Annotated in this window: 20 protein-coding genes; 7 read left to right on the forward strand and 13 right to left on the reverse strand. The window is 67.5% G+C overall.

What is annotated here, in order from left to right:
* Positions 1 to 72: 72 nt before the first annotated feature.
* The gene (locus MUU77_RS00515; protein WP_245090274.1) at positions 73 to 1,161 is read right to left on the reverse strand and encodes a PA0069 family radical SAM protein; all 1,089 of its coding nucleotides are present in this window, start codon (positions 1,159 to 1,161) and stop codon (positions 73 to 75) included.
* Positions 1,162 to 1,218: 57 nt separating this feature from the next.
* Here MUU77_RS00515 and cls point away from each other — a divergent pair, with 57 nt between their 5' ends.
* From cls to MUU77_RS00530, 3 genes are all read left to right on the forward strand, one after another.
* Entirely contained in the window at positions 1,219 to 2,673 is a 1,455-nt protein-coding gene (gene cls / locus MUU77_RS00520; RefSeq protein ID WP_245090278.1) for a cardiolipin synthase, read from the forward strand.
* Positions 2,674 to 2,737: 64 nt separating this feature from the next.
* Positions 2,738 to 3,001 (forward strand): hypothetical protein, encoded by a 264-nt coding sequence (locus tag MUU77_RS00525; RefSeq protein WP_245094087.1) that lies wholly within the window; start codon positions 2,738 to 2,740, stop codon positions 2,999 to 3,001.
* Positions 2,998 to 3,771, forward strand: a complete 774-nt coding sequence (locus tag MUU77_RS00530; RefSeq protein WP_245090281.1) for a pyridoxine 5'-phosphate synthase — start codon at positions 2,998 to 3,000, stop codon at positions 3,769 to 3,771. The genes MUU77_RS00525 and MUU77_RS00530 overlap by 4 nt, the downstream gene beginning before the upstream one ends.
* Positions 3,772 to 3,793: 22 nt before the next feature.
* On the opposite strand, the gene MUU77_RS00535 is transcribed toward MUU77_RS00530, so the two are convergent.
* The 12 genes from MUU77_RS00535 to dnaA form a co-directional block, all read right to left on the reverse strand.
* Positions 3,794 to 4,189, reverse strand: a complete 396-nt coding sequence (locus MUU77_RS00535; RefSeq protein WP_245090284.1) for a biopolymer transporter ExbD — start codon at positions 4,187 to 4,189, stop codon at positions 3,794 to 3,796.
* A 129-nt stretch (positions 4,190 to 4,318) separates the two neighbouring features.
* Complete coding sequence (locus MUU77_RS00540; protein ID WP_245090287.1) at positions 4,319 to 4,729, reverse strand: biopolymer transporter ExbD; 411 nt, start codon at positions 4,727 to 4,729, stop codon at positions 4,319 to 4,321.
* Between the two features lie 3 nt (positions 4,730 to 4,732).
* Positions 4,733 to 5,158 carry a biopolymer transporter ExbD gene (locus MUU77_RS00545; RefSeq protein ID WP_245090290.1) on the reverse strand — a complete coding sequence of 142 codons (426 nt, stop codon included), beginning with the start codon at positions 5,156 to 5,158 and terminating at the stop codon, positions 4,733 to 4,735.
* Positions 5,159 to 5,203: 45 nt separating this feature from the next.
* Positions 5,204 to 5,965: a TonB-system energizer ExbB gene (gene exbB, locus MUU77_RS00550; protein ID WP_245090302.1), complete on the reverse strand. Its 762-nt coding sequence runs from the start codon at positions 5,963 to 5,965 to the stop codon at positions 5,204 to 5,206.
* Between the two features lie 80 nt (positions 5,966 to 6,045).
* Positions 6,046 to 6,717: an energy transducer TonB gene (locus tag MUU77_RS00555; protein ID WP_185894659.1), complete on the reverse strand. Its 672-nt coding sequence runs from the start codon at positions 6,715 to 6,717 to the stop codon at positions 6,046 to 6,048.
* Positions 6,718 to 6,877: 160 nt separating this feature from the next.
* Positions 6,878 to 8,083: a tetratricopeptide repeat protein gene (locus tag MUU77_RS00560; protein ID WP_245090304.1), complete on the reverse strand. Its 1,206-nt coding sequence runs from the start codon at positions 8,081 to 8,083 to the stop codon at positions 6,878 to 6,880.
* Between the two features lie 133 nt (positions 8,084 to 8,216).
* Positions 8,217 to 9,023, reverse strand: a complete 807-nt coding sequence (locus MUU77_RS00565) for a M48 family metallopeptidase (protein ID WP_245090306.1) — start codon at positions 9,021 to 9,023, stop codon at positions 8,217 to 8,219.
* A gap of 69 nt (positions 9,024 to 9,092) precedes the next feature.
* A complete protein-coding gene (locus MUU77_RS00570) occupies positions 9,093 to 9,914 on the reverse strand; it encodes a CPBP family glutamic-type intramembrane protease (protein ID WP_245090323.1) in 822 nt (273 codons plus the stop codon).
* A gap of 7 nt (positions 9,915 to 9,921) precedes the next feature.
* On the reverse strand, positions 9,922 to 12,387 hold the full coding sequence (gyrB, locus tag MUU77_RS00575; protein ID WP_245090326.1) for a DNA topoisomerase (ATP-hydrolyzing) subunit B: 2,466 nt from the start codon (positions 12,385 to 12,387) through the stop codon (positions 9,922 to 9,924).
* A 118-nt stretch (positions 12,388 to 12,505) separates the two neighbouring features.
* Complete coding sequence (recF, locus tag MUU77_RS00580) at positions 12,506 to 13,606, reverse strand: DNA replication/repair protein RecF (protein ID WP_245090329.1); 1,101 nt, start codon at positions 13,604 to 13,606, stop codon at positions 12,506 to 12,508.
* A 274-nt stretch (positions 13,607 to 13,880) separates the two neighbouring features.
* Entirely contained in the window at positions 13,881 to 14,981 is a 1,101-nt protein-coding gene (gene dnaN, locus MUU77_RS00585; RefSeq protein WP_245090331.1) for a DNA polymerase III subunit beta, read from the reverse strand.
* 451 nt (positions 14,982 to 15,432) lie between these two features.
* Positions 15,433 to 16,761: a chromosomal replication initiator protein DnaA gene (gene dnaA / locus MUU77_RS00590; protein ID WP_245090334.1), complete on the reverse strand. Its 1,329-nt coding sequence runs from the start codon at positions 16,759 to 16,761 to the stop codon at positions 15,433 to 15,435.
* 270 nt (positions 16,762 to 17,031) lie between these two features.
* On the opposite strand from dnaA, the gene rpmH reads away from it, so the two are divergent.
* From rpmH to mnmE, 4 genes are all read left to right on the forward strand, one after another.
* On the forward strand, positions 17,032 to 17,172 hold the full coding sequence (gene rpmH, locus MUU77_RS00595; RefSeq protein WP_027083663.1) for a 50S ribosomal protein L34: 141 nt from the start codon (positions 17,032 to 17,034) through the stop codon (positions 17,170 to 17,172).
* Between the two features lie 87 nt (positions 17,173 to 17,259).
* The gene (rnpA, locus tag MUU77_RS00600; RefSeq protein WP_245090337.1) at positions 17,260 to 17,700 is read left to right on the forward strand and encodes a ribonuclease P protein component; all 441 of its coding nucleotides are present in this window, start codon (positions 17,260 to 17,262) and stop codon (positions 17,698 to 17,700) included.
* Positions 17,701 to 17,713: 13 nt separating this feature from the next.
* The gene (gene yidC, locus MUU77_RS00605) at positions 17,714 to 19,420 is read left to right on the forward strand and encodes a membrane protein insertase YidC (protein ID WP_245090354.1); all 1,707 of its coding nucleotides are present in this window, start codon (positions 17,714 to 17,716) and stop codon (positions 19,418 to 19,420) included.
* Between the two features lie 88 nt (positions 19,421 to 19,508).
* Positions 19,509 to 20,849: a tRNA uridine-5-carboxymethylaminomethyl(34) synthesis GTPase MnmE gene (gene mnmE / locus MUU77_RS00610; protein WP_245090357.1), complete on the forward strand. Its 1,341-nt coding sequence runs from the start codon at positions 19,509 to 19,511 to the stop codon at positions 20,847 to 20,849.
* The last annotated feature ends 139 nt before the right edge of the window (positions 20,850 to 20,988 follow it).

Consider the following 20,988-nt stretch of genomic DNA (forward strand, 5'->3'; position numbering starts at 1 on the left):
GGATGAGGGATTGTCCGGGCCCGCCGGCGGGCTGCCGCGTGACCGATCGTCGCAGCCGCTCCATGCCATGCCTCAGAACAGCTCGCCCTGCGGCGACGGCACGCGGGGTGGCACGAAGCGCGTGCAGTCGAACGGCGGATGGCGCCGTCCCTCGAAGCCAAAGCGCTTCAACGCCAGCGCGAACCGCCGCGCCAGCAGGTCGGCGTACACGCCCTCGCCGCGCAGGCGGGTGCCGAAGCGGCTGTCGTAATCCCGGCCGCCGCGCAGCTGCTGCACGGTGCTCATCACGTGCGCGGCGCGGTCGGGCAGGTGCGTCTGCAGCCAGTCGCGGAACAGCGGAGCGACTTCGTGCGGCAGGCGCAGCAGCACGTAGCCGGCCGCGGTGGCGCCGGCATCGCGCGATGCTTCCAGCACCGCTTCCAGTTCGTGGTCGTTCACCCACGGAATCACCGGGGCGAACATCACGCCTACCGGCACGCCGGCGCCGCTGAGCCGCTCCACTGCTTTCAGCCGGCGATGCGGCGCCGACGCACGCGGCTCCAGCCGTGAGGAAAGGCCGTTGTCGAGCGTGGTGATCGACAGGTAGACATGCACCAGCCGCTCGCGTGCCATCGGCGCCAGCAGGTCCAGGTCGCGTTCGATCAGCGCATTCTTGGTGATCAGCGAAACCGGATGCTTCGTCTCCGCCAGCACTTCCAGGATACGGCGGGTCAGTTGCAGCTTGCGTTCGGTCGGCTGGTAGGCGTCGGTATTGATGCCCAGCGAGATCGGGCTGGGCCGGTAGCCCCGCTTCGACAGCTCCTGGCGCAGGATCTGGGGCGCGTTCGTCTTGGCGAAGATCCGGGTTTCGAAATCCAGGCCGGGCGACAGGTCGAGATAGGCATGCGACGGGCGCGCGAAGCAGTAGCTGCATCCGTGCTCGCAGCCGCGGTAGGGATTGAGCGACTGCTCGAACGGAATGTCGGGCGACTGGTTGCGGGTGATGACGCTGCGCGCGGCTTCCTCGTGCAACTCGGTGCGGGGCGCCGATGCCGCATCGCCTTCGGGGTCGGCGTCGTGCCAGCCATCGTCGACCGCGTCCGCCGTGGTCACGGCGAAGCGGCCGGGCAGGTAGCCGGTGGAGCCCCGTCCCTTGATGCCCGGTCGAGTGCGCGTGGTCATCGGCGCAGCTTACGCCGCCCGCGTCGCAAGCCCGGCGACACCGCATAGAATCGCCGCATGCACGATATCACCGGCACCCTCCGCGACGTCCTCGGCTCGCTGCCCCACCTGCAGTGGTGGATCGCCGGCGCATGGCTGCTCTACCTGGTACCGCTGTGCGCGTGGATCGTCCTGCAGAAGCGCGAGCCGGTGGCCACGCTCAGTTGGCTGCTGTCGTTGGCGCTGCTGCCCTACCTGGGGTATCTGATCTATTTCCTGCTGGGCCCCCAGCGCATCAAGCGCCACCAGCTGCGCCGCACGCGTTCGCGGGAAGGGGTGGGGAGCTACGAGGTGTTCGCGCCCACCGACGGCAACAGCGCCGAGCTGCCGATGCTCGCGCAGAAGATCACCGGGCTGCCACCGTCGTCGGCCACCTCGGTGCAGCAACTGGTGGACGGCTGTGCGACGTACCAGGCCATCCTGGACGCGATCGCCGTGGCCGAGAACCACATCCACCTGGAGTACTACATCTTCAACGGGGACAGGACGGGCCAGCGGGTGCTGGAAGCCCTGGCCGCGAAGGCGCGCGCAGGCGTGAAGGTGCGCCTGCTGCTGGACGCGGTGGGTTCCAACCGGCTGAAGAAACGCGCCCTGCGCCCGTTGCTGGAGGCCGGCGGCGAGTACGCCTGGTTCCACCCGACCCGCTTCCGGCCCTTCACCCGGCCCTGGCTCAACCTGCGCACGCACCGGAAGATCGTCGTGGTCGATGGCCGCATCGCCTTCACCGGCGGCATCAACGTGACCGACGACGAAGACGAATCCTTGCGCGAGGACGCCTATCGCGACCTGCACCTGCGGCTGGAAGGTGAGATCGTCCGCAGCATCCAGCAGGTGTTCGTGGAGGACTGGGTCTACGCCACGGGTCAGCAGCGCAAGGACTTCCAGGGCACGCGGCTATGGAGCGCCAGCGACGCCAACATCCGCGGAGGGATCGCGGCGCAGGCGCTGGTGTCGGGGCCGGATTCGGCCTGGGAGCCGATCCACCGGATGAAGGTGGCGGCCATCCACGAGGCGAAACAGCGCGTGTGGCTGGTCACGCCCTACTTCGTCCCGGGCGAGGCTGCGCGCATGGCGCTGACATCGGCGGCGCTGGGCGGGCTGGACGTGCGCCTGGTGGTGCCGAAAGTCAGCGATTCGCGCCTGGTGACCCTGGCGGCGCGCTCGTATTTCGACGAGCTCATCGCCGCGGGTGTGAAGGTGTACGAATACGGCCCGCGCATGATGCACAGCAAGGCGCTGCTCTGCGACGATGGGCTGGCGGTCATCGGCAGCGCCAACTTCGACCACCGCAGCTTCCGTCTCAACTTCGAGATCTCCATGATGTTCCGCGACCGCGGCGTCGCGGGCACCCTGGCGCAATGGCTGGAGGGCGAGATCGCCGCCTGCGAGCCGGTGAAGGTACAGCGCGACCGCTCGCTCTGGCGCCACCGGCTGCCCGAGGCACTTGCCCGCCTGCTGTCGCCATTGCTGTGAAGCACGGCGGTTTTTGGCCGGCGGCCGAGGCGTTAAGATGCCGCCAGCAACCCGGGGGTGGATGATGCACTGGCTGTTCCTGTTGATGGCGGTGGGCGCGCTCTTCGTCGGTTTCACCGTCACGTCAACGCCGTTGATGGTGGTGTCGCTGCTGGCATCGCTGGCCCTGTTCGTGGTGTGGATCATGGGCTGGTACGCACGTCGCGTCGGCGAGAGCAGCCAGGATCCCTCCATGATGATCGACCCCGCCGAACTGCGCCGGCTGCGCGAGATCGCCGAGGCCCGGCGGGCGAACGCGGTGCCGCCCTCCGAGCCCCCCGCGCCGTGACGCTGCTCAGCGTCAACGTCAACAAGATCGCCGTGCTGCGGAACTCCCGCGGCGGCAACGAGCCGGATGTGCTGCGCGCGGCACGCGCCTGCCTGGCGGCCGGCGCGCATGGCATCACGGTCCACCCCCGCCCGGACCAGCGGCACATCCGCAGCACCGACGTGCATGCGCTGTCGGCGCTGACGCGCGAGCACGGCGTGGAACTGAACGTGGAGGGCAACCCGTTCGCGCCTCCGCGCGACGGGTATCCCGGCTTCCTCGCGCTCTGCGAAGCGGTGCGCCCGGCGCAGGCGACCCTGGTGCCGGATGGCGATGGCCAGATCACATCGGACCATGGTTTCGATTTCGCGCGCGATGCCGCGCGCCTGCAGCCGCTGGTGGCACCGCTGAAGGCGCTGGGCTGCCGGGTCAGCCTGTTCGTGGACGCCGGCTGCGAAGGCCTGGAGCAGGCCGCACGCATGGGCGCGGACCGGATCGAACTCTATACCGGCCCCTTTGCCGAAGCCGCCGCCCGCGGTGACGCGGCCGCCGAGTTGGCCCGCTGCGCCGCGACCGCACGCCAGGCGCAGGGGCTGGGATTGGGCGTGAACGCCGGGCACGACCTCAGCCAGGACAACCTGGGCATGTTCGTGGCCAACGTGCCGGGGGTGCTGGAGGTGTCCATCGGCCACGCCCTGATCGGCGAAGCGCTGTACGCCGGACTCGATGCCACCGTGAAGGCGTACCTGCGGATCCTGGGCGGGACGCAGGCGGGCGGTGGCCGCGGCTGAGCGGCTCCGCGGCCGGGCCCGGTCAGTCCCTCATCACGATGTGCCCGATCCCGCTGGCGTGCGCCTGCGCCAATGCGCTGACCAGTTGCTGGTAATCGGCGCCGGCGGAGGCCTCCACCTGCAGGACCGTCTCCGGATCGGCGATGCGTGCGTCTTCCAGCCGGAGCCGCAGCTCGGCCAGCGAGACCGGGCGGTCGTCCAGCGTGTAGTCGCCGGCCACGCCGAGCTTGAGGACCAGGTCGTTCGGCGGTACGCGCCGTGCATCCGGGACCGGTTGCGGCAGGTGGGCATCGAGGGGGCGGGACAGCAGCGGCGCGGTGACCATGAAGATCACCAGCAGGACCAGCATCACGTCCACCAGGGGGGTGATGTTGATCTCGGCCAGTTCACGACGGCTTGCGGGAGCGGAGAACGCCATGGCACACCTCCTCTGTCGGACCGTGCCCCCGACGCTACGCCCGTCCCCGCGCGCCGGCAAGGGGGGCGGAGAGGCCCATAAAAAACGCCGCCCGGTGGGCGGCGTTCAAAGGTAAGTTGCGCGTCAGGGTTACTGCACGAAACCGATCTTCATCATCTGCGCGTTCTTGGCGGCGGCCAGGACCTTGGCCATCACTTCGTAATGCGCTTCCGAGTTCGCTTCGATGCGCAGCTCCGGCTGGTTGGTCGGATCGCGCTGCACTTCGTCTTCCATCTTCTGCTGGAGGTCGGCCACGTTCACGGGGCTGTTGTTCCAGTACACGCTACCGTCGGCGTTGATCCGCAGGTCGATCGGCGGCGGCGGCTCGCGCACCTGCGGCGGCGGGTTGATCACGCGCTGCGGCAGGGCCACTTCGATCGGGTACGTCATGATCGGAGCGGTGACGATGAAGATGATCAGGAGCACCAGCATCACGTCCACCAAGGGCGTGACGTTGATGTCGGCCATGGGGCCCTTGCTTCCACCACTGCTGAATGCCATGGCTTACTGCCCCTTCTCTTTCGTGGCCACGTAGCCGATGTCCAGCATGCCCTGGCTCTGGGCAATCTTGGTGACCTCGGCGATGGTGCCCATCTTGGTCGTCTTGTCGCCGCGCAGGTTCAGCTTCGGCTGCGGTTGCAGCTGGGCCGCACTGGACAGGCGCGATTCCAGGATTTCCTTGCTGACCGGTTCGTCACCCCAGAACAGGTCGCCATTCTCCTTCACGGAGATGGTGATCGGCGGGGTCTTGGGCGCTTCCTTGTCCTTTTCCTGGACCAGGTTCGCCTCGGGCAGTTCGATCTTCACCTTGTGCGACATCAGCGGCGCCGTGATGATGAAGATGATCAGCAGCACCAACATCACGTCCACGAGGGGCGTGACGTTGATCTCGGCCATCGGGCCACCGCTATTACCACTACTGAAAGCCATGACGGGCTCCGTCTGAACGTTGCGTTGACTGCTTGTACCGCCGGCTCAGCGAACGCGCGAGCCGGTGGCGAAGAAGTCGTGCAGGTCGTGCGCGAACGTGTCGAACTTGGCGATGACGGCCGCGTTCGTCTTGCTGAAGAAGTTGTAGGCGAACACGGCCGGGATGGCGACGAACAGACCGATGGCGGTCATGATCAGCGCTTCACCCACCGGGCCGGCGACGGCGTCGATCGAGGCCTGGCCGGTCGCGCCGATGCGGATCAGGGCGCCGTAGATGCCCCACACCGTACCCAGCAGACCCACGAACGGCGCGGTCGCACCGACGGTGGCCAGCAGCGTCATGCCGCCCTGCAGGTTGGTGCTCTCGCGGGTCACGGCCTGGCGCAGGGCGCGGTCGACGAACTCGGAGCGGCTCAGGGCTTCACCCAGGCCCTGGCCCGAACCTTCGGCACGCTGGTGGTGCGCGGCGGCCTGGGCGGCGTCGAGGGCGATCTTGGAGAACGGCTCGTTCTTGGGCTGCTCTTCCATCAGGCGGATGGCGTCCTGCGCGTTCGGGGTTTCCCAGAAGGCGCTGGTCACGCGGTCGGCCTGGCCCTTCAGGCGGGTGCTGCGCAGCACGTTGATGACGGTCCAGTACCAGGACATCGCGGACATGATCACCAGGGTCAACAGCACGACCCAGGAGACGATGAACTCGCCGGGCTTGCTGATCATTTCGCTGATCATGTGCTCGAAGCCCATCTGCGACAGGGCATTCGCGGCGTTGGTGCCCCCGGCGGCGGCGGCGAAAAGGGTTTCCTGCAGCATGACGCTTACCTTTATATAAGTGTTGATTGAGAGTGTTGCGGGTTACGAACTAAACGGGAAGAACGCGGAGGAAGCCGCGTTCACCCCATGTTGAAATCGACCGGCACGCGCACACGGCCTGCGGCCTTCTGTCCGTTGACCACCGACGGATTGAAGCGCCACTTGCGGGCGGCCTCCATCGCGGCGCGGTCCAGATCGCGGTTGCGGCTGGATTTTTCCACCGCCACGTTGGTCACGTTGCCGTTCGCGTCCACGTCGATGATCAGGATGACCGTGCCCTCGATACCGGCGCGCGCGGCGGCGGGCGGGTAACGCGGCGGGTTCATGTTCTTGGACGAGATGTCCACCGTGGCGGCGACGTCGGCGATCGGCGCCGGCGGGGCCGGGGGCGAAGGCGGGGTCACGATGTCGGTGGGACGCGGTTCGGCGACGTCGACCGGCGGCGCTTCCGGCGGCGGCGGCAGCGGCGTGGTCTTGGGCGGCGCCAGGTTCTTGACCGGCGGCGGCGGCGTGTCCTGCTTCGGCGGCGGCGGCGGCGGCGGCGGGGGCGGCGGCGGCGCATCGACGATGACGACCGAGGTGCGGCGCTCCTGCTCCTTTTCCGCCGGCGGAGCGACGGCCGGGATCAACAGCGCAAGCAGAGCGGCTGCATGCAACGCGATCACGAAGGCAATACCGATGATACGGGGCCAGTTGAGGCTGGTGTCCTCTTCTTCTTCCCGGTACCTGTTGATGACCAGTTGTTCAGCCATGCGCCAATTAACTCAAGGTTGATACGGACGCCTAGGCGCCTCGTTGATTCTGGGCCCTGCCGGTGAGGTTTTCACCGGCGGAACCCTCAGCTTATACCAATCCGACGCTCCGGTGCCATCATCCGTACGGATTTTTGGCCTTCGGTGTCACGGAACCGCGTTACGGCAGCGCGATGATCTTCTTGGCGTCGTCGGGCTTCTTCAGGCCCTTGTCCAGGGCGGCGCGGGCGGCCACCTTGGCTTCGGGGATGCGGCCTTCCTGCCACAGGACGCGGGCGAGGTTGAGGTAGGTTTCGCCGTCCTTGGACAACGGCGCCGCCTTCTGCCAGGCCTCGATCGCCTGCGGGATCTGTTCGGAGTAGTAGTACGCCTGCGCCAGGGCCAGGTAGGTCTGGTAATCCGGCTTCACGACGCCCTTCTGCAGACCCTCGTTGACCACGGCGATCACGTCCTTCTCCTTGCCTTCCATGTTGGCGTAGGTCAGGTAGAGCTGGCGGTAGTCCTTCTCTTCGGTCATCAGGCCGGCCGTGCGCAGCTTCTCCAGCACGGCCGCCGCCTTGGCCTCCTGTTCGGAGTTGAGATAGATGCTGGCCAGGTTCATCTGGGCGCGCTTGTCGTTGGGCGACTTGGCGGCCAGCTGTTCGGCCACCTTGACCGCTTCGGCGAGCTGTCCGGCTTCCTGGTAGCAGACCATGAGGATCTGCGTCCAGTTGTCGACCTTGTCTTCGGGATTGGTCGAGGTCTCGATGGCCTGCTTCAACGGCGGGATGCACTCGGCGAAACGGTCGGCCTGGTAGAGGTACTGGCCCTTGAACGCGAAATCGGCAGGGCGCTTGCTCTTGGATTCGGCCAGATACTTGTCCAGCGTGGCGAAGCCGTTGGTGTAGTCGTCCTTCTGCAACTGCAGCTGCGCCAGCTGCAGCATCAGCTGGAAGTGCTGGTTGTTGCCCAGGGCGTTGGCCTCGATGGCCTGCTTGAGGTAGCCCTCGGCAGCGGCTTCATCGTCGGTGTTCAGCGCGGCCTGCGAGGCGATCTGGGCTGCGAGCGCCTTGTCGTACGCGTTCGCCGAGCCGTTGGCGATGATCTCGTCGGCCAGCGTGCGCGCGGTGGTGTAACCGGCGGCGGCCTTGGTCTCGTCTTCCTGGTCGAGCGCCTTGTTGTAGGCCTCGATCAGCTTGTTGAGCTTGGTCAGTACCTTGGGGGAGCCCTTGGCTTCGGGTTCCTGGCGGGTCGTGTCCGGGAACAGGACTTCTTCCTTCTTCTGCTCGTCGCGGCGCGCCGCGTTCGCATCGAGGACGGCGCCACCGCAGAACGCGGCCACCAGGGCCAGGCTGAGCAGGGTGGTCTTGGGATTACGGAGCTTCATGTCTAAACCTCATGGGGCCGTGCGGGAGATGACAAGGCATCCCGCCGACGTGCGGGGCCGGCAAAACTAACAGAAACCGAGGGTGGGCGGATACCGTTTCGGGTGCTGCTTAGCAGCAATACCGACCCGTGTGTCAGCCGCATTTCGGCACGTTTCCGGCCCTCCTGGCCGCCTCGTACGTGGGCACGAGGGAGGGAGCATCGCGTTCGAGTTCGCGGATGCGGTTGGCCGGATCCGGATGCGTGGACAACCACTGCGGCGGCCGGTTCGCGCTGGCGGCCATCATGTTCTGCCAGAGTCCGACGGCCTGTCGGGGATCGAAGCCGGCCTGCGCCATCAGGCGCTGGCCGACGACATCGGCCTCGCTCTCCTGCGTGCGCGAGCCCGGCAGCAGGAAGGCGGCCTGCGCGGTCATTCCGCCCAGCTGGTTGACCGTGCTGGCCGCACCCTCGCCATAGCGCGCGCCGGCCAGCGCGCCCAGTACGCCCAGGCCCGCTTGTGCGCCCAACTGGCGGGTGATGCGTTCCTCATGGTGTCGGGCGATGACGTGGCCGATTTCGTGCCCCAGTACCGCGGCCAGCTGGTCCTGGTTCTTGGCGACGGTGAAGATCCCCGTGTTGACGCCGACCTTGCCGCCCGGCAGGGCGAACGCGTTGGGCTCGTTGTCGGCGAAGACGGCGGTTTCCCAGGCGACGCGGCGCTGCTCGGGCGGCAGCTGGCGCACCAGCGCGTTCACCACGCAGGTGACATAGCCATTCTGGCGGGCATCCCGGTTGAGGGTTTCCTTCGCCTTGGTCTCGGCGAAGGCCTGCGCGCCCAGCTGGTCCAGTTGCGCCTGGGAAACGCCGCCGACCATCTGCGTACGACCGGTGGGCGAGGTGGTGGTGGCGCAGGCGGTGAGGGCCAGCGCCATGGCTGTTCCGACAATCCGGTGTTTCATGCTCGCCCCCTGCAACGTTGCGTGGAACCAGAGTCTGGGCAAGCGCGTCTTAAACTTTCGTCAATCACATTAAACCGGCGCACTGCCGTAAACCTGCAGGACAGCCAGCGCTATCGCATTGTTCAGGATGTGGGCGGCAATCGGTGCTCCCAGGGTTCCGGTGCGACGGTAGACCCAGGCGAAGATCGCGCCCATGCCGGCGTAGACCAGGATCAGGAAGACCGTGCTGCCCGCCGGCTTGCCGTTGAGACCGGGCATTTCGTGGACCAGCGCGAAGACCAGGCTGCTGAGCGCCATGCCCAGTCCCGGCCATCCCGCGTGCCAAAGCCGTCCGAACAGGACCCGCCGGAACAGCAGCTCTTCGTACAGCGGCGCCAGCACCACGGCGAACAGCGCCAGGAACACCGGGAACCGCGCCAGGCCCTCGCGGATCAGGTCCAGATTGCTGGCCTGCAGGTCCAGTCCGAGCGCGCGGGCGCCAGCGCTCATGAGGGCACTGAAAAGGAACGTCGCCAGTCCCGCACCCGCCGCCCATAGCCAGGTGCCCGGCCGGCGCAGCCGCTCGGCCGATGCGCGCCGTTCGGCCGGCGTTGCGCGCCGCCGCCACAGGTACAGCACCAGGGCCGTGCCTCCCGTGCTGAGCAGCGTCATGACGATCAGGAACAGCACCGGAGGCGTGCCCAGCTGGGACTGCAGTGCGGCGGCGTCCGGCGCGCCTTCCACCGCTTGCGCCAGCTGGATGCCGCGCCATGCCGCCCACCCCAACAGGCCCGCCATCATGGTGGACACCGACAGCGCGATGGCCATGCCGATGTCCAGGCCGAACGCCGGCAGGACGCTGCGCAGCGGCAGCGGAAACGTCGCCGCATCCGGCGTGCGGACCTGGCTCATCGCGGCGTCAGACGTCGAGGTTGGATACCTTCAGCGCGTTGTCCTCGATGAACTCGCGTCGCGGCTCGACCACATCGCCCATCAGCGTGCTGAAGATCTGGTCGGCGGCCACCGCGTCCTCGATGCGGACCTGCAGCAGCCGGCGTGTTTCCGGATTCACCGTGGTATCCCACAACTGCTCCGGATTCATTTCGCCCAGGCCCTTGAAGCGCTGGATGCTGCGGCCCTTCTTGGCTTCCTCCAGCAACCAGGCCTGCGCCTCGGCGAACGTGGCCACCGCTTGCGCCTTGTTGCCGCGCACGACCTGCGCGCCTTCGCGCACCAGACCGTGCAGCAGCGCGGCGGCTTCGCGCAACGGACGCAGTTCGCCGCTCTCGAACGCCGACAGCGGCAGCACCTGCACCAGCTCCTCGCCCATGTGCCGACGGGTCGCCAGCAGGGCGGCAGGACGCTGGTCGGTGGCCGGCTGCAGCGTCAGCGCATAGCGCGCGGTGCCCAGGCTGCCGCGGTTGAGCTTGGCTTCCAGCGCGTCGAGTTCGTGGCGCTCGTCGATGTTCTGCTGCAGGTGTTCGGCATCGAGCGGGGTGAAGTCGATCAGCGACTCCAGCAGCACCGGGTCGTAGCGGTGCGCATTGCGCGCGATGGTGTCGCGCGCGGTCGTGAAGACCAGCAGCAGCTTCTCCAGCGCCTCGCCGGAGATCGGCGGTTCGCCGTCGGCCGGAACCAGCGCCGCGCCTTCCACCGCGTTGTTGGCCAGGTAGACGTTCAATGCCGCGTCGTCCTTCAGGTAAAGCTCCTGCTTGCCCTGCTTGAGCTTGTACAGCGGCGGCAGGCCGATGTAGACGTGGCCGCGCTCGATCAACTCCGGCATCTGCCGGTAGAAGAACGTCAGCAGCAGCGTGCGGATGTGCGACCCGTCCACGTCGGCGTCGGTCATGATGATGATGCGGTGGTAACGCAGCTTGTCCGGGTTGTATTCGTCCTTGCCGATGCCGGTGCCCAGGGCGGTGATCAGCGTGCCGACTTCGGCCGACGCGAGCATGCGGTCGAAGCGCGCGCGTTCCACGTTGAGGATCTTGCCGCGCAACGGCAGCACCGCCTGGTTCTTGCGGTTGCGGCCCTGCTTGGCGGAACCGCCCGCGGAGTCGCCCTCGACGATGAAGAGTTCCGACAGGGCCGGATCCTTCTCCTGGCAGTCGGCCAGCTTGCCGGGCAGGCCGGCGATATCCAGCGCGCCCTTGCGACGGGTCAGGTCGCGCGCCTTGCGCGCCGCCTCGCGGGCGCGGGCGGCATCGACGATCTTGCCGGCGATGGCACGGGCCTCGTGGGGGTGTTCCTGCAGGAACTCCTCCAAACGTGCGCCGAACGTGCTCTCAACGACCGGACGCACGTCGGAACTGACCAGCTTTTCCTTGGTCTGCGACGAGAAGCTGGGGTCCGGCACCTTCACCGACAGTACGGCGATCATGCCTTCACGCATGTCGTCGCCGGACAGATTGACCTTGGCCTGCTTGGCGATGCCGTTCTGTTCGATGTAGTTGGTCAGCGTGCGCGTCAGGGCCGCGCGGAAGCCGATCAGGTGGGTGCCGCCATCCTTCTGCGGGATGTTGTTGGTGAAGCAGAACATCGTTTCCTGGTAGGCGTCGGTCCACTGCAGGGCGACCTCGACCGTGATGCCGTTCTGCTCGCCACTGACCGCAATCACGTTCGGATGCAGCGGCGTCTTCAGGTGCGCCAGATGCTCCACGAAGCTGCGGATACCGCCCTCGTAGTGGAAATCGTCACGACGCCCTTCGCCTCGTTCGTCGACCAGCACGATCTTGACGCCGGAATTGAGGAACGACAGCTCGCGCAGGCGGCGGGCCAAAATGTCGTAGTGGAATTCGACGTTGCCATGGAAGGCGGTCACCGACGGCCAGAAACGCAGGGTGGTGCCCCGCTTGGGGGTGCTTTCGACCTGGCTCAGGGGTCCCAGGGCAGCGCCGTTGCTGTATTCCTGCCGGTAGTGGAACCCACCCTGGAAGATGTCCAGCTGCAGCTTCTCGGAAAGCGCATTGACCACGCTGACGCCTACGCCATGCAGGCCACCGGAGACCTTGTAGCTGTTGTCGTCGAACTTGCCGCCGGCGTGGAGCACGGTCATGACCACTTCGGCCGCAGACACCTCGCGGCCCAGCTTGGCGCTCATCTGTGCGTGCTTGCCGACCGGAATACCGCGGCCGTTGTCGGATACCGAGACCGAGCCATCGGCATGGATCGTCACCGCCACGTGGTCGGCATGACCAGCCAGGGCTTCGTCGATGGAGTTGTCGACGACTTCGAACACCATGTGGTGCAGGCCCGTGCCGTCATGCACGTCGCCGATGTACATGCCGGGGCGCTTGCGGACCGCTTCCAGACCTTCCAGTGCGGTGATGCTGTTGGCGTCGTACGTGTTGCCGTTCGGTGCAGGGGAGGTCGTTTCGTCGGTCATTCGCTTCGTGTCGGCTGCAAGGCGGGCGTCGCGTCACCGGGTCGGTGGGCGCGCTACGCAGGCCAAGGGATCAAGGCGGAATTATAGCACTGGTGCGCACTTAGCCCGGCCGGTCGGGTCATCCGAGGCGCTGCACGGCACCGTGTTCCACGTGGAACAGCGTCGGGACGACCCCTGCGCCCGCCAGTCCTGCCGGCGGTTCAGTGCCGGTAATGAAGACCTGGGCGCCGCTTGCCAGCAGGCGCTCCAGGGTCCGCCGCTGGTGGTGACGGTCCAACTCGGAAGCCAAGTCATCCAGGGCCACGATGGGCCACTCACCTCGCCGGCGGGCGAAATCCTGGGCCTGGGCCAGCAGGCAGGAGAGCGCGGTCAGTTTGGCCTGACCACGCGACAACGTTTCACGTTGGGGCAGGGCGGAATAGTCGATCCGCCAATCGGCGCGATGCGGGCCGACCGTGGTGTAACCCGCCGCACGATCCCGGTCGCGGGCCAGCAGCAGGGCGTCGCCCAGCGCCAGTTCGTGGCGACGCCAGCCAGGCTGGAAGACCAGGGTGGCCACGCCCAGGGATGGCGCAAGATCGGACACCACGGCGCTCAGGTCGTGTTGCAGGGCGTCCAGGTAGCGCTGGCGATGATCGGTGAGAGGCTCACCGGCCTCGGCCAGCTCATGGTCCCAGGCATCGAGCTGCCCGCCACCGACACCCGCCTTCAGCAGGGCGTTGCGTTGCTTCAGTGCCCGCGCATAGCGCCGCCAGAGAGGCAGGAAACCCGCCTCCCGGCCCTGTTCCACGTGGAACAAGCCCCAATCCATGAAACGGCGACGCGGTTCGCCCCCTCCGGTCACCAGTGCATGGCTGCCCGGCTCGAAGCTCACGACCGCCAGCGCCGCACACAAGTCGCCCAGTTGGGCCACGTTCTCGCCGTCCAGCCGCCCGGTCCAGGCTTGGCCCGTATGCCGGAGCCCGCCCCGGCGAAGCCGCATCTGCTCGGCTTCGCGCCATTCCACGAAGACTTCCACGGCCTCGGACTGCGTCCTGACCAGTCCATCCCGCACCCGGCCGCGGAAGCTGCGTCCGTACGCCATCAGGTGCAAGGCTTCCAGCAGGCTGGTCTTGCCTGCGCCGTTGTCGCCGGTGATCAGGTTCAAACCCGGCTCCGGCACCAGCGCTACCTGCTCGAAACGCCTGAGACCGTTGGCCTCCAGCCGGACTACCTCCACTGACCGACCTCGTGGTGCAACGCCCGGCGCGCACTAGGCGAGTGCGCAACACAAGGGGTCTTGGAAGAGGAACGCGCGGGCATGGCGAATTGTAGCGTGCGTGGTGTGTGCGGCGTGTGCGGCGCGGAGGAAGGGAACCGTGGAGGCACGGCATCCCGCACTCGACATGCCCGCCCATGTCTCACGGGCTGGTCACCTCATTCAACACCCCAGAAACAGGATCGCCCGGCGCAGGGCCAGGCGATCGGGTGTGTTTCACGTGGAACAGGCGGCGTCAGAGGCGCAGCGGCATCACGACATGGCGGGACTTCTCGCTGCTGGCTTCACGGACCAGCGCCGACGAGTTTGCGTCGCGCAGCTGCAGGACGACATGCTCGTCGCGCAGGGCCGACAACGCGTCCAACAGATAGTTGACGTTGAAGCCGATCGCCAGCCCGTCCACCTTGGTGTCGGCTTCGATCTCTTCCTGCGCCTCTTCCTGCTCCGGGTTGTGGGCGCTGATCTTCAGCTGGCCCGGCGACACTTCGACGCGGACGCCCCGGTACTTCTCGTTGGAGAGGATCGCCGCACGCTGCAGCGCCGCGCGCAGCACTTCCCGGTCCAGGCGCACTTCCCGATCGGCGCCAATGGGAATCACGGCTGCGTAGTCGGGGAAACGGCCATCGATGAGTTTGGATGTGAAGGTGACATCGTCCCGCTTCACCCGGATGTGGCTGCGGCCGACTTCCAGCTCCAGGCTGCGATCGCCTCCTTCCAGCAGGCGTTGCAGTTCGGTCACGCCCTTGCGCGGCACGATGATCTGCCGCTTGCCCACCGGCGCGCCTTCCAGCTGCGACTCGCACATGGCCAGGCGATGGCCATCGGTGGCCACACAGCGCAGCGTGCGTTCGCTGAGGTCGAACAGCAGGCCATTGAGGTAATAGCGGACGTCCTGCTGGGCCATGGCGAAGGACGTGCGTTCGATCAGTTCCTTCAGCGTCGCTTCCGGGACTTCGATGCGCTCGGTGGCCTCGACCTCGTCCACGGAGGGGAAGTCGTTGGCCGGCAGGGTCGCCAAGGTGAACCGGCTGCGGCCCGCCTGCACGGTGACCTTGTCTCCGGTCTGGCTGACGGTCACCTTGCTGCCATCGGGCAGGGCTCGAATGATGTCGAACAGCTTGCGGGCCGGAATGGTGGTTTCGCCGTCCTGCGCGTCGTCGACGGCGCTGCGGGAAATCATCTCCACTTCCAGGTCGGTACCCGTCAGCGAAAGTTGGCCGTTCTGGACCTGGACCAGGAAGTTCGCCAGTACCGGCAGCGTCTGCCGGCGTTCGACCACGTTGACCACCTGGGCCAAGGGCTTGAGGAAAGCTTCGCGCTGCAGACTGAAACGCATGAGTGTTGGAGCCCCTTCGCTTTGGATTTTGAAGACTAAAAGCTTAAAAGCTGGTGGTGATGGTAGGCCCCAAAATCCGGGAAAACCTACATAACCAATTGAATTATCTTGTTTTTTTCTCAACCCAACCCAGTGGACAGGCGTGGGCGTGAGGGTGGAGGAACCTGTGGACAACTTCAGGCCCCGAAACCGCGCACATCTTATCCACAGAAGCGACGCCCACTTGCCCACGGAGTTGTGCGTTGCCTGCTTTCGCCGCGGTGCCTACAGTAGGCGCCACGGCAGCAGCAGGCACGCGCATCCGGAGAAGGGTTCCCCTCCATGCCACGTCAGCCGCGCCATGGGAACTGCGAGGCCCTGGCAGGGAGTTGCAGGCCCACCCGACGACACGCACGCGATACGACTGCCCGGGACCCCGTGCGGTCGGACGGCCCGCCGGGGCTGCGCCGCCTTACTCGCTCAGTTTCCGGATCAGCTTGTCCCAGTCCTCACGCAGCTTGCCGTCCGCTTCCATCAGGGTGCGGATCTGGCGGCAGGCGTGCAGCACGGTCGTATGGTCACGGCCGGCAAACGCGTCGCCGATTTCCGGCAGGCTGTGTTCGGTCAGTTCCTTGGCCAAGGCCATCGCCACCTGCCGCGGGCGCGCCAACGAGCGCGTGCGCCGCTTGGACAGCAGGTCCTTGACTTGCAGACCGTAGTAGTCTGCCACGGTCTTCTGGATATTGGGGATGCTGATGGCCTGCTGCTGCGCGCGCAGCAGGTCGCGCAGGGTTTCCTGGGCGAATTCGGTGGTGATGGCGCGGCCGGTGAAGTTGGCGCGCGCGGCCAGCGTATTGAGCGCACCTTCCAGGTCGCGCACGTTGCTGCGCATCTTCTTGGCCAGCAGGAAGGCCACGTCGTCGGGGATCTGCGCGCCGCGCTCGTGGGCCTTGGCCAGCACGATGGCCGCGCGCGTCTCGAAGTCCGGCGGGTCGATCGCCACGCTCAGGCCCCACGCCAGGCGCGACTTCAGCCGCGGCTCCAGGCCTTCCACCTCGCGCGGGTAGCGGTCGCAGGTCAGGATGATCTGCTGGCGGCCATCGAACAGCGCATTGAAGGTGTGGAAGAACTCTTCCTGCGTGCGGTCCTTGCCGGCGAAGAACTGGATGTCGTCGATCAACAGCGCGTCCACCTGCTGGAAGCGGCGCTTGAACTGGTCCATCGACTTTTCGATCAGCGCCTTGGTCATGGCGCTGAAGAACTGCTCGCTGCGCAGGTACAGCACGCGCGCATTGGGATTCTGCCGGCGCATCTCGTTGCCGGCGGCGAACATCAGGTGCGTCTTGCCCAGGCCGGTGCCTCCGTACAACAGCAGCGGGTTATGCGCGCGGTCTCCGGGCTTCTGCGCCGCCTGCCAGGCGGCAGCGCGGCCCAGCTGGTTGCTGCGGCCCTCGACGAAATTGTCGAAGGTATAGTGGGTATCGAGGTTGCCGGCGAAGGGCTCGACAGGCGCGGCGGCACCCGCGCCTGCAGGCACAGCCGCGTTGGACGAGGGCTCGGCCGCCCGGCTGCGGGAACCGATCTCCAGCGAGACGTCGCCGTGGCCCGCGAAGTAGTCCAGCAGTTCGCGGATGCGGCCCAGGTAGCGTTCGCGCACCTGTTCGACGATGAAGGCGTTGGGTGCGTAGAGCACCATCGCGTCGCTGCGCTGCTCGGCCTGCAGCGGTTTCAGCCAGGTGTGTACATCCTCGGCCGGCAATTCGGCTTCCAGGCGTTCGAGGCAACGGGGCCAGGCATCCATCAGGTGGAACAACTCGCAAAGTGGGGGCGAACAGGGCATCCCGCATTGCCGGGGGCAGCGCGGGGTGGAATCCATGGGGCCGGCCAGACTACCACCGGCGCCGGGACCCGCCAACGATCCTGTGCATAAGATGTGGATGAAAGGACGAACGGCGGCGCACCCGCCGCCGCGGGGCGGCTCGCGCGTCGAAAGCACGGGGGGAGTTGACCGTAACCCGGCGGTTCCTATAGAATTTCCGGTTCTTTCCACCCGAACACGCACGAGGGCCCCATGGCCACCAAGCGCACCTACCAACCCAGCAACCTCAAGCGCAAGCGCGACCATGGCTTCCGGGCCCGCATGGCCACGGCCGATGGCCGCAAGATCCTGGCCCGTCGCCGTGCCAAGGGCCGCAAGCGCCTGACCGCCTGATGGCTTGGCCGTCGTTCGACGGCCAGCATCCATGCGTTCCCTGTATCGAAAGGAGCCCGCCCGTTCACGAGCGGGCTTCTTGCTGAGATGAGCACGGCTTTTCCGCGCAGCGCACGGGTACGCGCGAGCGCCGACTATGCGCGCGTGTTCGAGCAGGCCCGCCGCACCTCCGATCCCCTGATGAGCCTGCACTGGTTGCCGGGCGAGGGCGCCGCACGCCTGGGCCTGGCGGTGTCGCGCAAGGTGGATACGCGCGCCGTGGGGCGCAACCGCATCAAGCGCCAGTTGCGCGAACACTTCCGCCGCCTCCGTGCCGCGCTGCCCGGCGGCGACTATGTCATCGTCGCGCGCCCGCCGGCGGCGAAGGCCGAGCCGGGCCAGCTGCGGGCGACGTTCGAGCGCGTGCTGCTGCGCGCCGGCGCATTGCCGGCGCCGGCACCGGGCGGCACAATGCCGCCGGGCTTGAATTCCCCCGCGCCGCCTCCCACTCCTTCTTCTTCGACCAGACCGGTTTCCGACGCCGGTTGAGACTGCCTGCCTGATGAACCAGACCCGTGTATTCCTGATCTTCGCCTGGCTGATGGTGGCGACCCTGCTGTGGTTCGAATGGAGCCGGGACAAGGCGGCACCGGCCCAGCCCGCGGTCGCGGCGCAGACCGCAACGCCGCCGGCCGGCACGACCGTACCTTCGGCGACCACGGCGCTGCCCGCCAACGGCACGGTGCCGGCGGCGCCGGCCGCCGTCCCCGGCATCACGCAGACGCCGCGTACCGGAGCCGCGCCGCGGGTGACGGTGAATACCGACGTGCTGCGCCTGGTGCTGGACGGCGGCAGCGTGCTGCAGGCCGACCTGCTGCACTACCCGCAGAGCAAGGCGCCGGGCAGTGGCCCGGTCCGTCTCTTCAGCGAGGACCCGCAGCACTTCTATACGGCGGAAAGCGGGTGGGTGAGCACGGGTTCGAAGGCGCCGGACCACCACGCCTTCGTGCCCGAGAACGGCGCGGGCGAAGTATCGCTGGCCAAGGGCAGCGACAGCGTCAGCGTGCCCTTCGTCTGGCGGGGCCCGGAGGGCGTGAGCATCCGCCGTACCTACACCTTCAAGCGCGCCAGCTACGAGATCGAAGTGCGCGACCAGGTCGTCAATGCCGGCACCGGCACATGGCAGGGCATGGTCTACCGCCAGCTGCTGCGCACGCCGCCGCAGGTCAAGAGCGGCATGACCAACCCGGAGTCCTTCAGCTTCAATGGCGCCACCTGGTGGGACGGCAGCTACCAGCGCCGCAAGTTCAACGAGGACTACCTGGAAGACGGCCGCGTCAACGCACAGGTGAAGGGCGGCTGGATCGCGATCCCGCAGCACCACTTCTTCAGTGCGTGGATTCCCAGTGCCGACGACACCACCACCATCTCGCTGGACAGCCCTGCCAATGGCGCGCGCGCATTGATCCGCGAGATGGGTCCCGGCGTGAACGTCGGCCCCGGCCAGCAGGCCACCACCGCGGCGCGCCTGTGGGTGGGCCCCAAGCTGGTCGACAAGATCCACGCCATCAACGCGCCCGGCATCGACCGCGTGGTGGACTACAGCCAGTTCGCGATCCTCGCCCTGCTGGGCCAGGGCCTGTTCTGGGTGCTGAACTTCCTGCACGGCTTCATCGGCAACTGGGGCTGGTCGATCATCGGCCTGGTGATCCTGGTGAAGCTGGCGCTGTATCCGCTGTCCGCCGCGCAGTACAAGAGCTTCGCCAAGATGCGCAAGTTCCAGCCGCGCATCCAGCAACTGAAGGAACGCTACGGCGACGACAAGCAGAAGTTCCAGGTCGCCATGATGGAGCTGTACAAGAAGGAGAAGATCAACCCGATGGGCGGCTGCCTGCCCATCCTCGTGCAGATGCCGGTGTTCCTGGCGCTGTACTGGGTGCTGGTGGAAACCGTCGAGCTGCGCCAGGCGCCCTGGTTCGCGTGGATCCAGGATCTGACCGCACGCGATCCGTATTTCATCCTGCCGGTGCTCAACATGCTGGTGATGTGGCTGACGCAGAAGCTGACGCCGGCGCCGGGCATGGATCCGATGCAGCAGAAGATGATGCAGTTCATGCCGCTGGTGTTCGGCGTGATGATGGCCTTCTTCCCCTCCGGCCTGGTGCTGTACTGGGTCACCAACGGCGCCCTGGGCCTGCTGCAGCAGTGGTGGATGACCAAGCGCCACGGCGAATCGGCCACGCCGCCGAAGGCCGCCGTCGCGAAGTGACCGCCGCCCGTCGCGACACCACGAAGCCCGCCCTCCGGCGGGCTTCGTGTTTCCGTTACGCTGAAACCTCTTCATCGAACCCGGGCCCATGACGCCAGCGCAGGACACCATCGTCGCCATCGCCACGGCTCCCGGTGCGGGGGGCGTCGGCATCGTGCGCCTGTCCGGACCCCGGGCGCAGGCGGTCGCGAAGACGATCTGCGCGCGCGCGCTGTCGCCGCGCCGTGCGCACCACGTGCGCTTCCGCGAGGGCGACGGCGGGACCATCGACGATGGCATCGCGCTGTCGTTTCCCGGCCCGGCGAGCTTCACCGGGGAAGACGTGGTGGAACTGCAGGCGCACGGCAGTCCCGTCGTGCTGCAGCAGCTCGTCGCGCGCGCCTGCGCGCTCGGCGCACGGATGGCACGGCCGGGCGAGTTCTCCGAACGCGCCTTCCTCAACGGCAAGCTCGATCTGGCCCAGGCCGAAGCCATCGCGGACCTGATCGCCGCGGCCGACACCCGCGCCGCACGCGCCGCAAGGCGCTCGCTGGATGGCGTGTTCTCCGCGCGCGTGGAAGGCATCGGCCAGTCGCTGCTGGCGCTGCGCGTGCACGTGGAAGCCGCCATCGACTTCGCCGACGAATCCATCGAAACCCTGGGGGGCGAGCAGGTGCGCGCGCGTCTGGCGGACGCGCGGCATCGGTTGGCCACGCTGATCGCCGATGCCGAGCGTGGACGCAAGCTGCGCGATGGCGTGCATGCGGTGATCGTGGGCCCGCCCAACGCCGGCAAGAGTTCGCTGCTCAATGCCTTGGCCGGCAGCGACCGTGCCATCGTCACCGATGTCGCCGGCACCACGCGCGACACGTTGCGCGAAACCATCCGCCTGGACGGTCTGGAACTGCACCTGGTGGACACCGCCGGCCTGCGCGACGGCGGCGATGCGATCGAGCGCGAAGGCATGCGCCGCGCGAGGGCCGAACTGCAGCGCGCCGACGTGGCCCTGGCGGTGGTCGACGCGCGCGACCCGGCGGCGGGCCGGGCGGCCGTCGCCGACGACATCGCCAGCGTGCCCGCGGTGCTGTGGATCCACAACAAGGTGGATCTGCTGGCGCAGGCGCCGCCGGACCAGCCCGACCACGTCCATGTCTCGGCTGCGCGCGGCCTCGGCCTGGATCGTCTGCACGCCCGTCTGCGTTCGCTCGCGGGCGGTTCCGCCGGCGACGGCGGCGATGGCGAGTTCTCCGCGCGCGCCCGTCACGTGGAAGCGCTGCAGCGCGCCGCCCTGCACGCCGCTGCCGCCGCCGACCAGCTGCGGCACGAACAGCTTGAACTGGCGGCCGAAGAGCTGCGCCTGGCCCATGACGCGCTGGGCGAGATCACCGGCCGCCTCAGCGCCGACGACATGCTGGGCCACATCTTCTCCACCTTCTGCATCGGCAAGTGAGGCAGGCGGGGCGGAGCCCGTCAAAACTGTGACGTACGTCAAGTGTCGGCGGCAAGGCGGCGACGTACCCTGAACACCGGGTAGGGGTACCCGGAAGGCATCGTGCCGCTCGCACCGGGCCCATGGCCGTCGTGCGGCG

This window comes from Pseudoxanthomonas sp. F37 (assembly GCF_022965755.1).
Lineage (GTDB): Bacteria > Pseudomonadota > Gammaproteobacteria > Xanthomonadales > Xanthomonadaceae > Pseudoxanthomonas_A.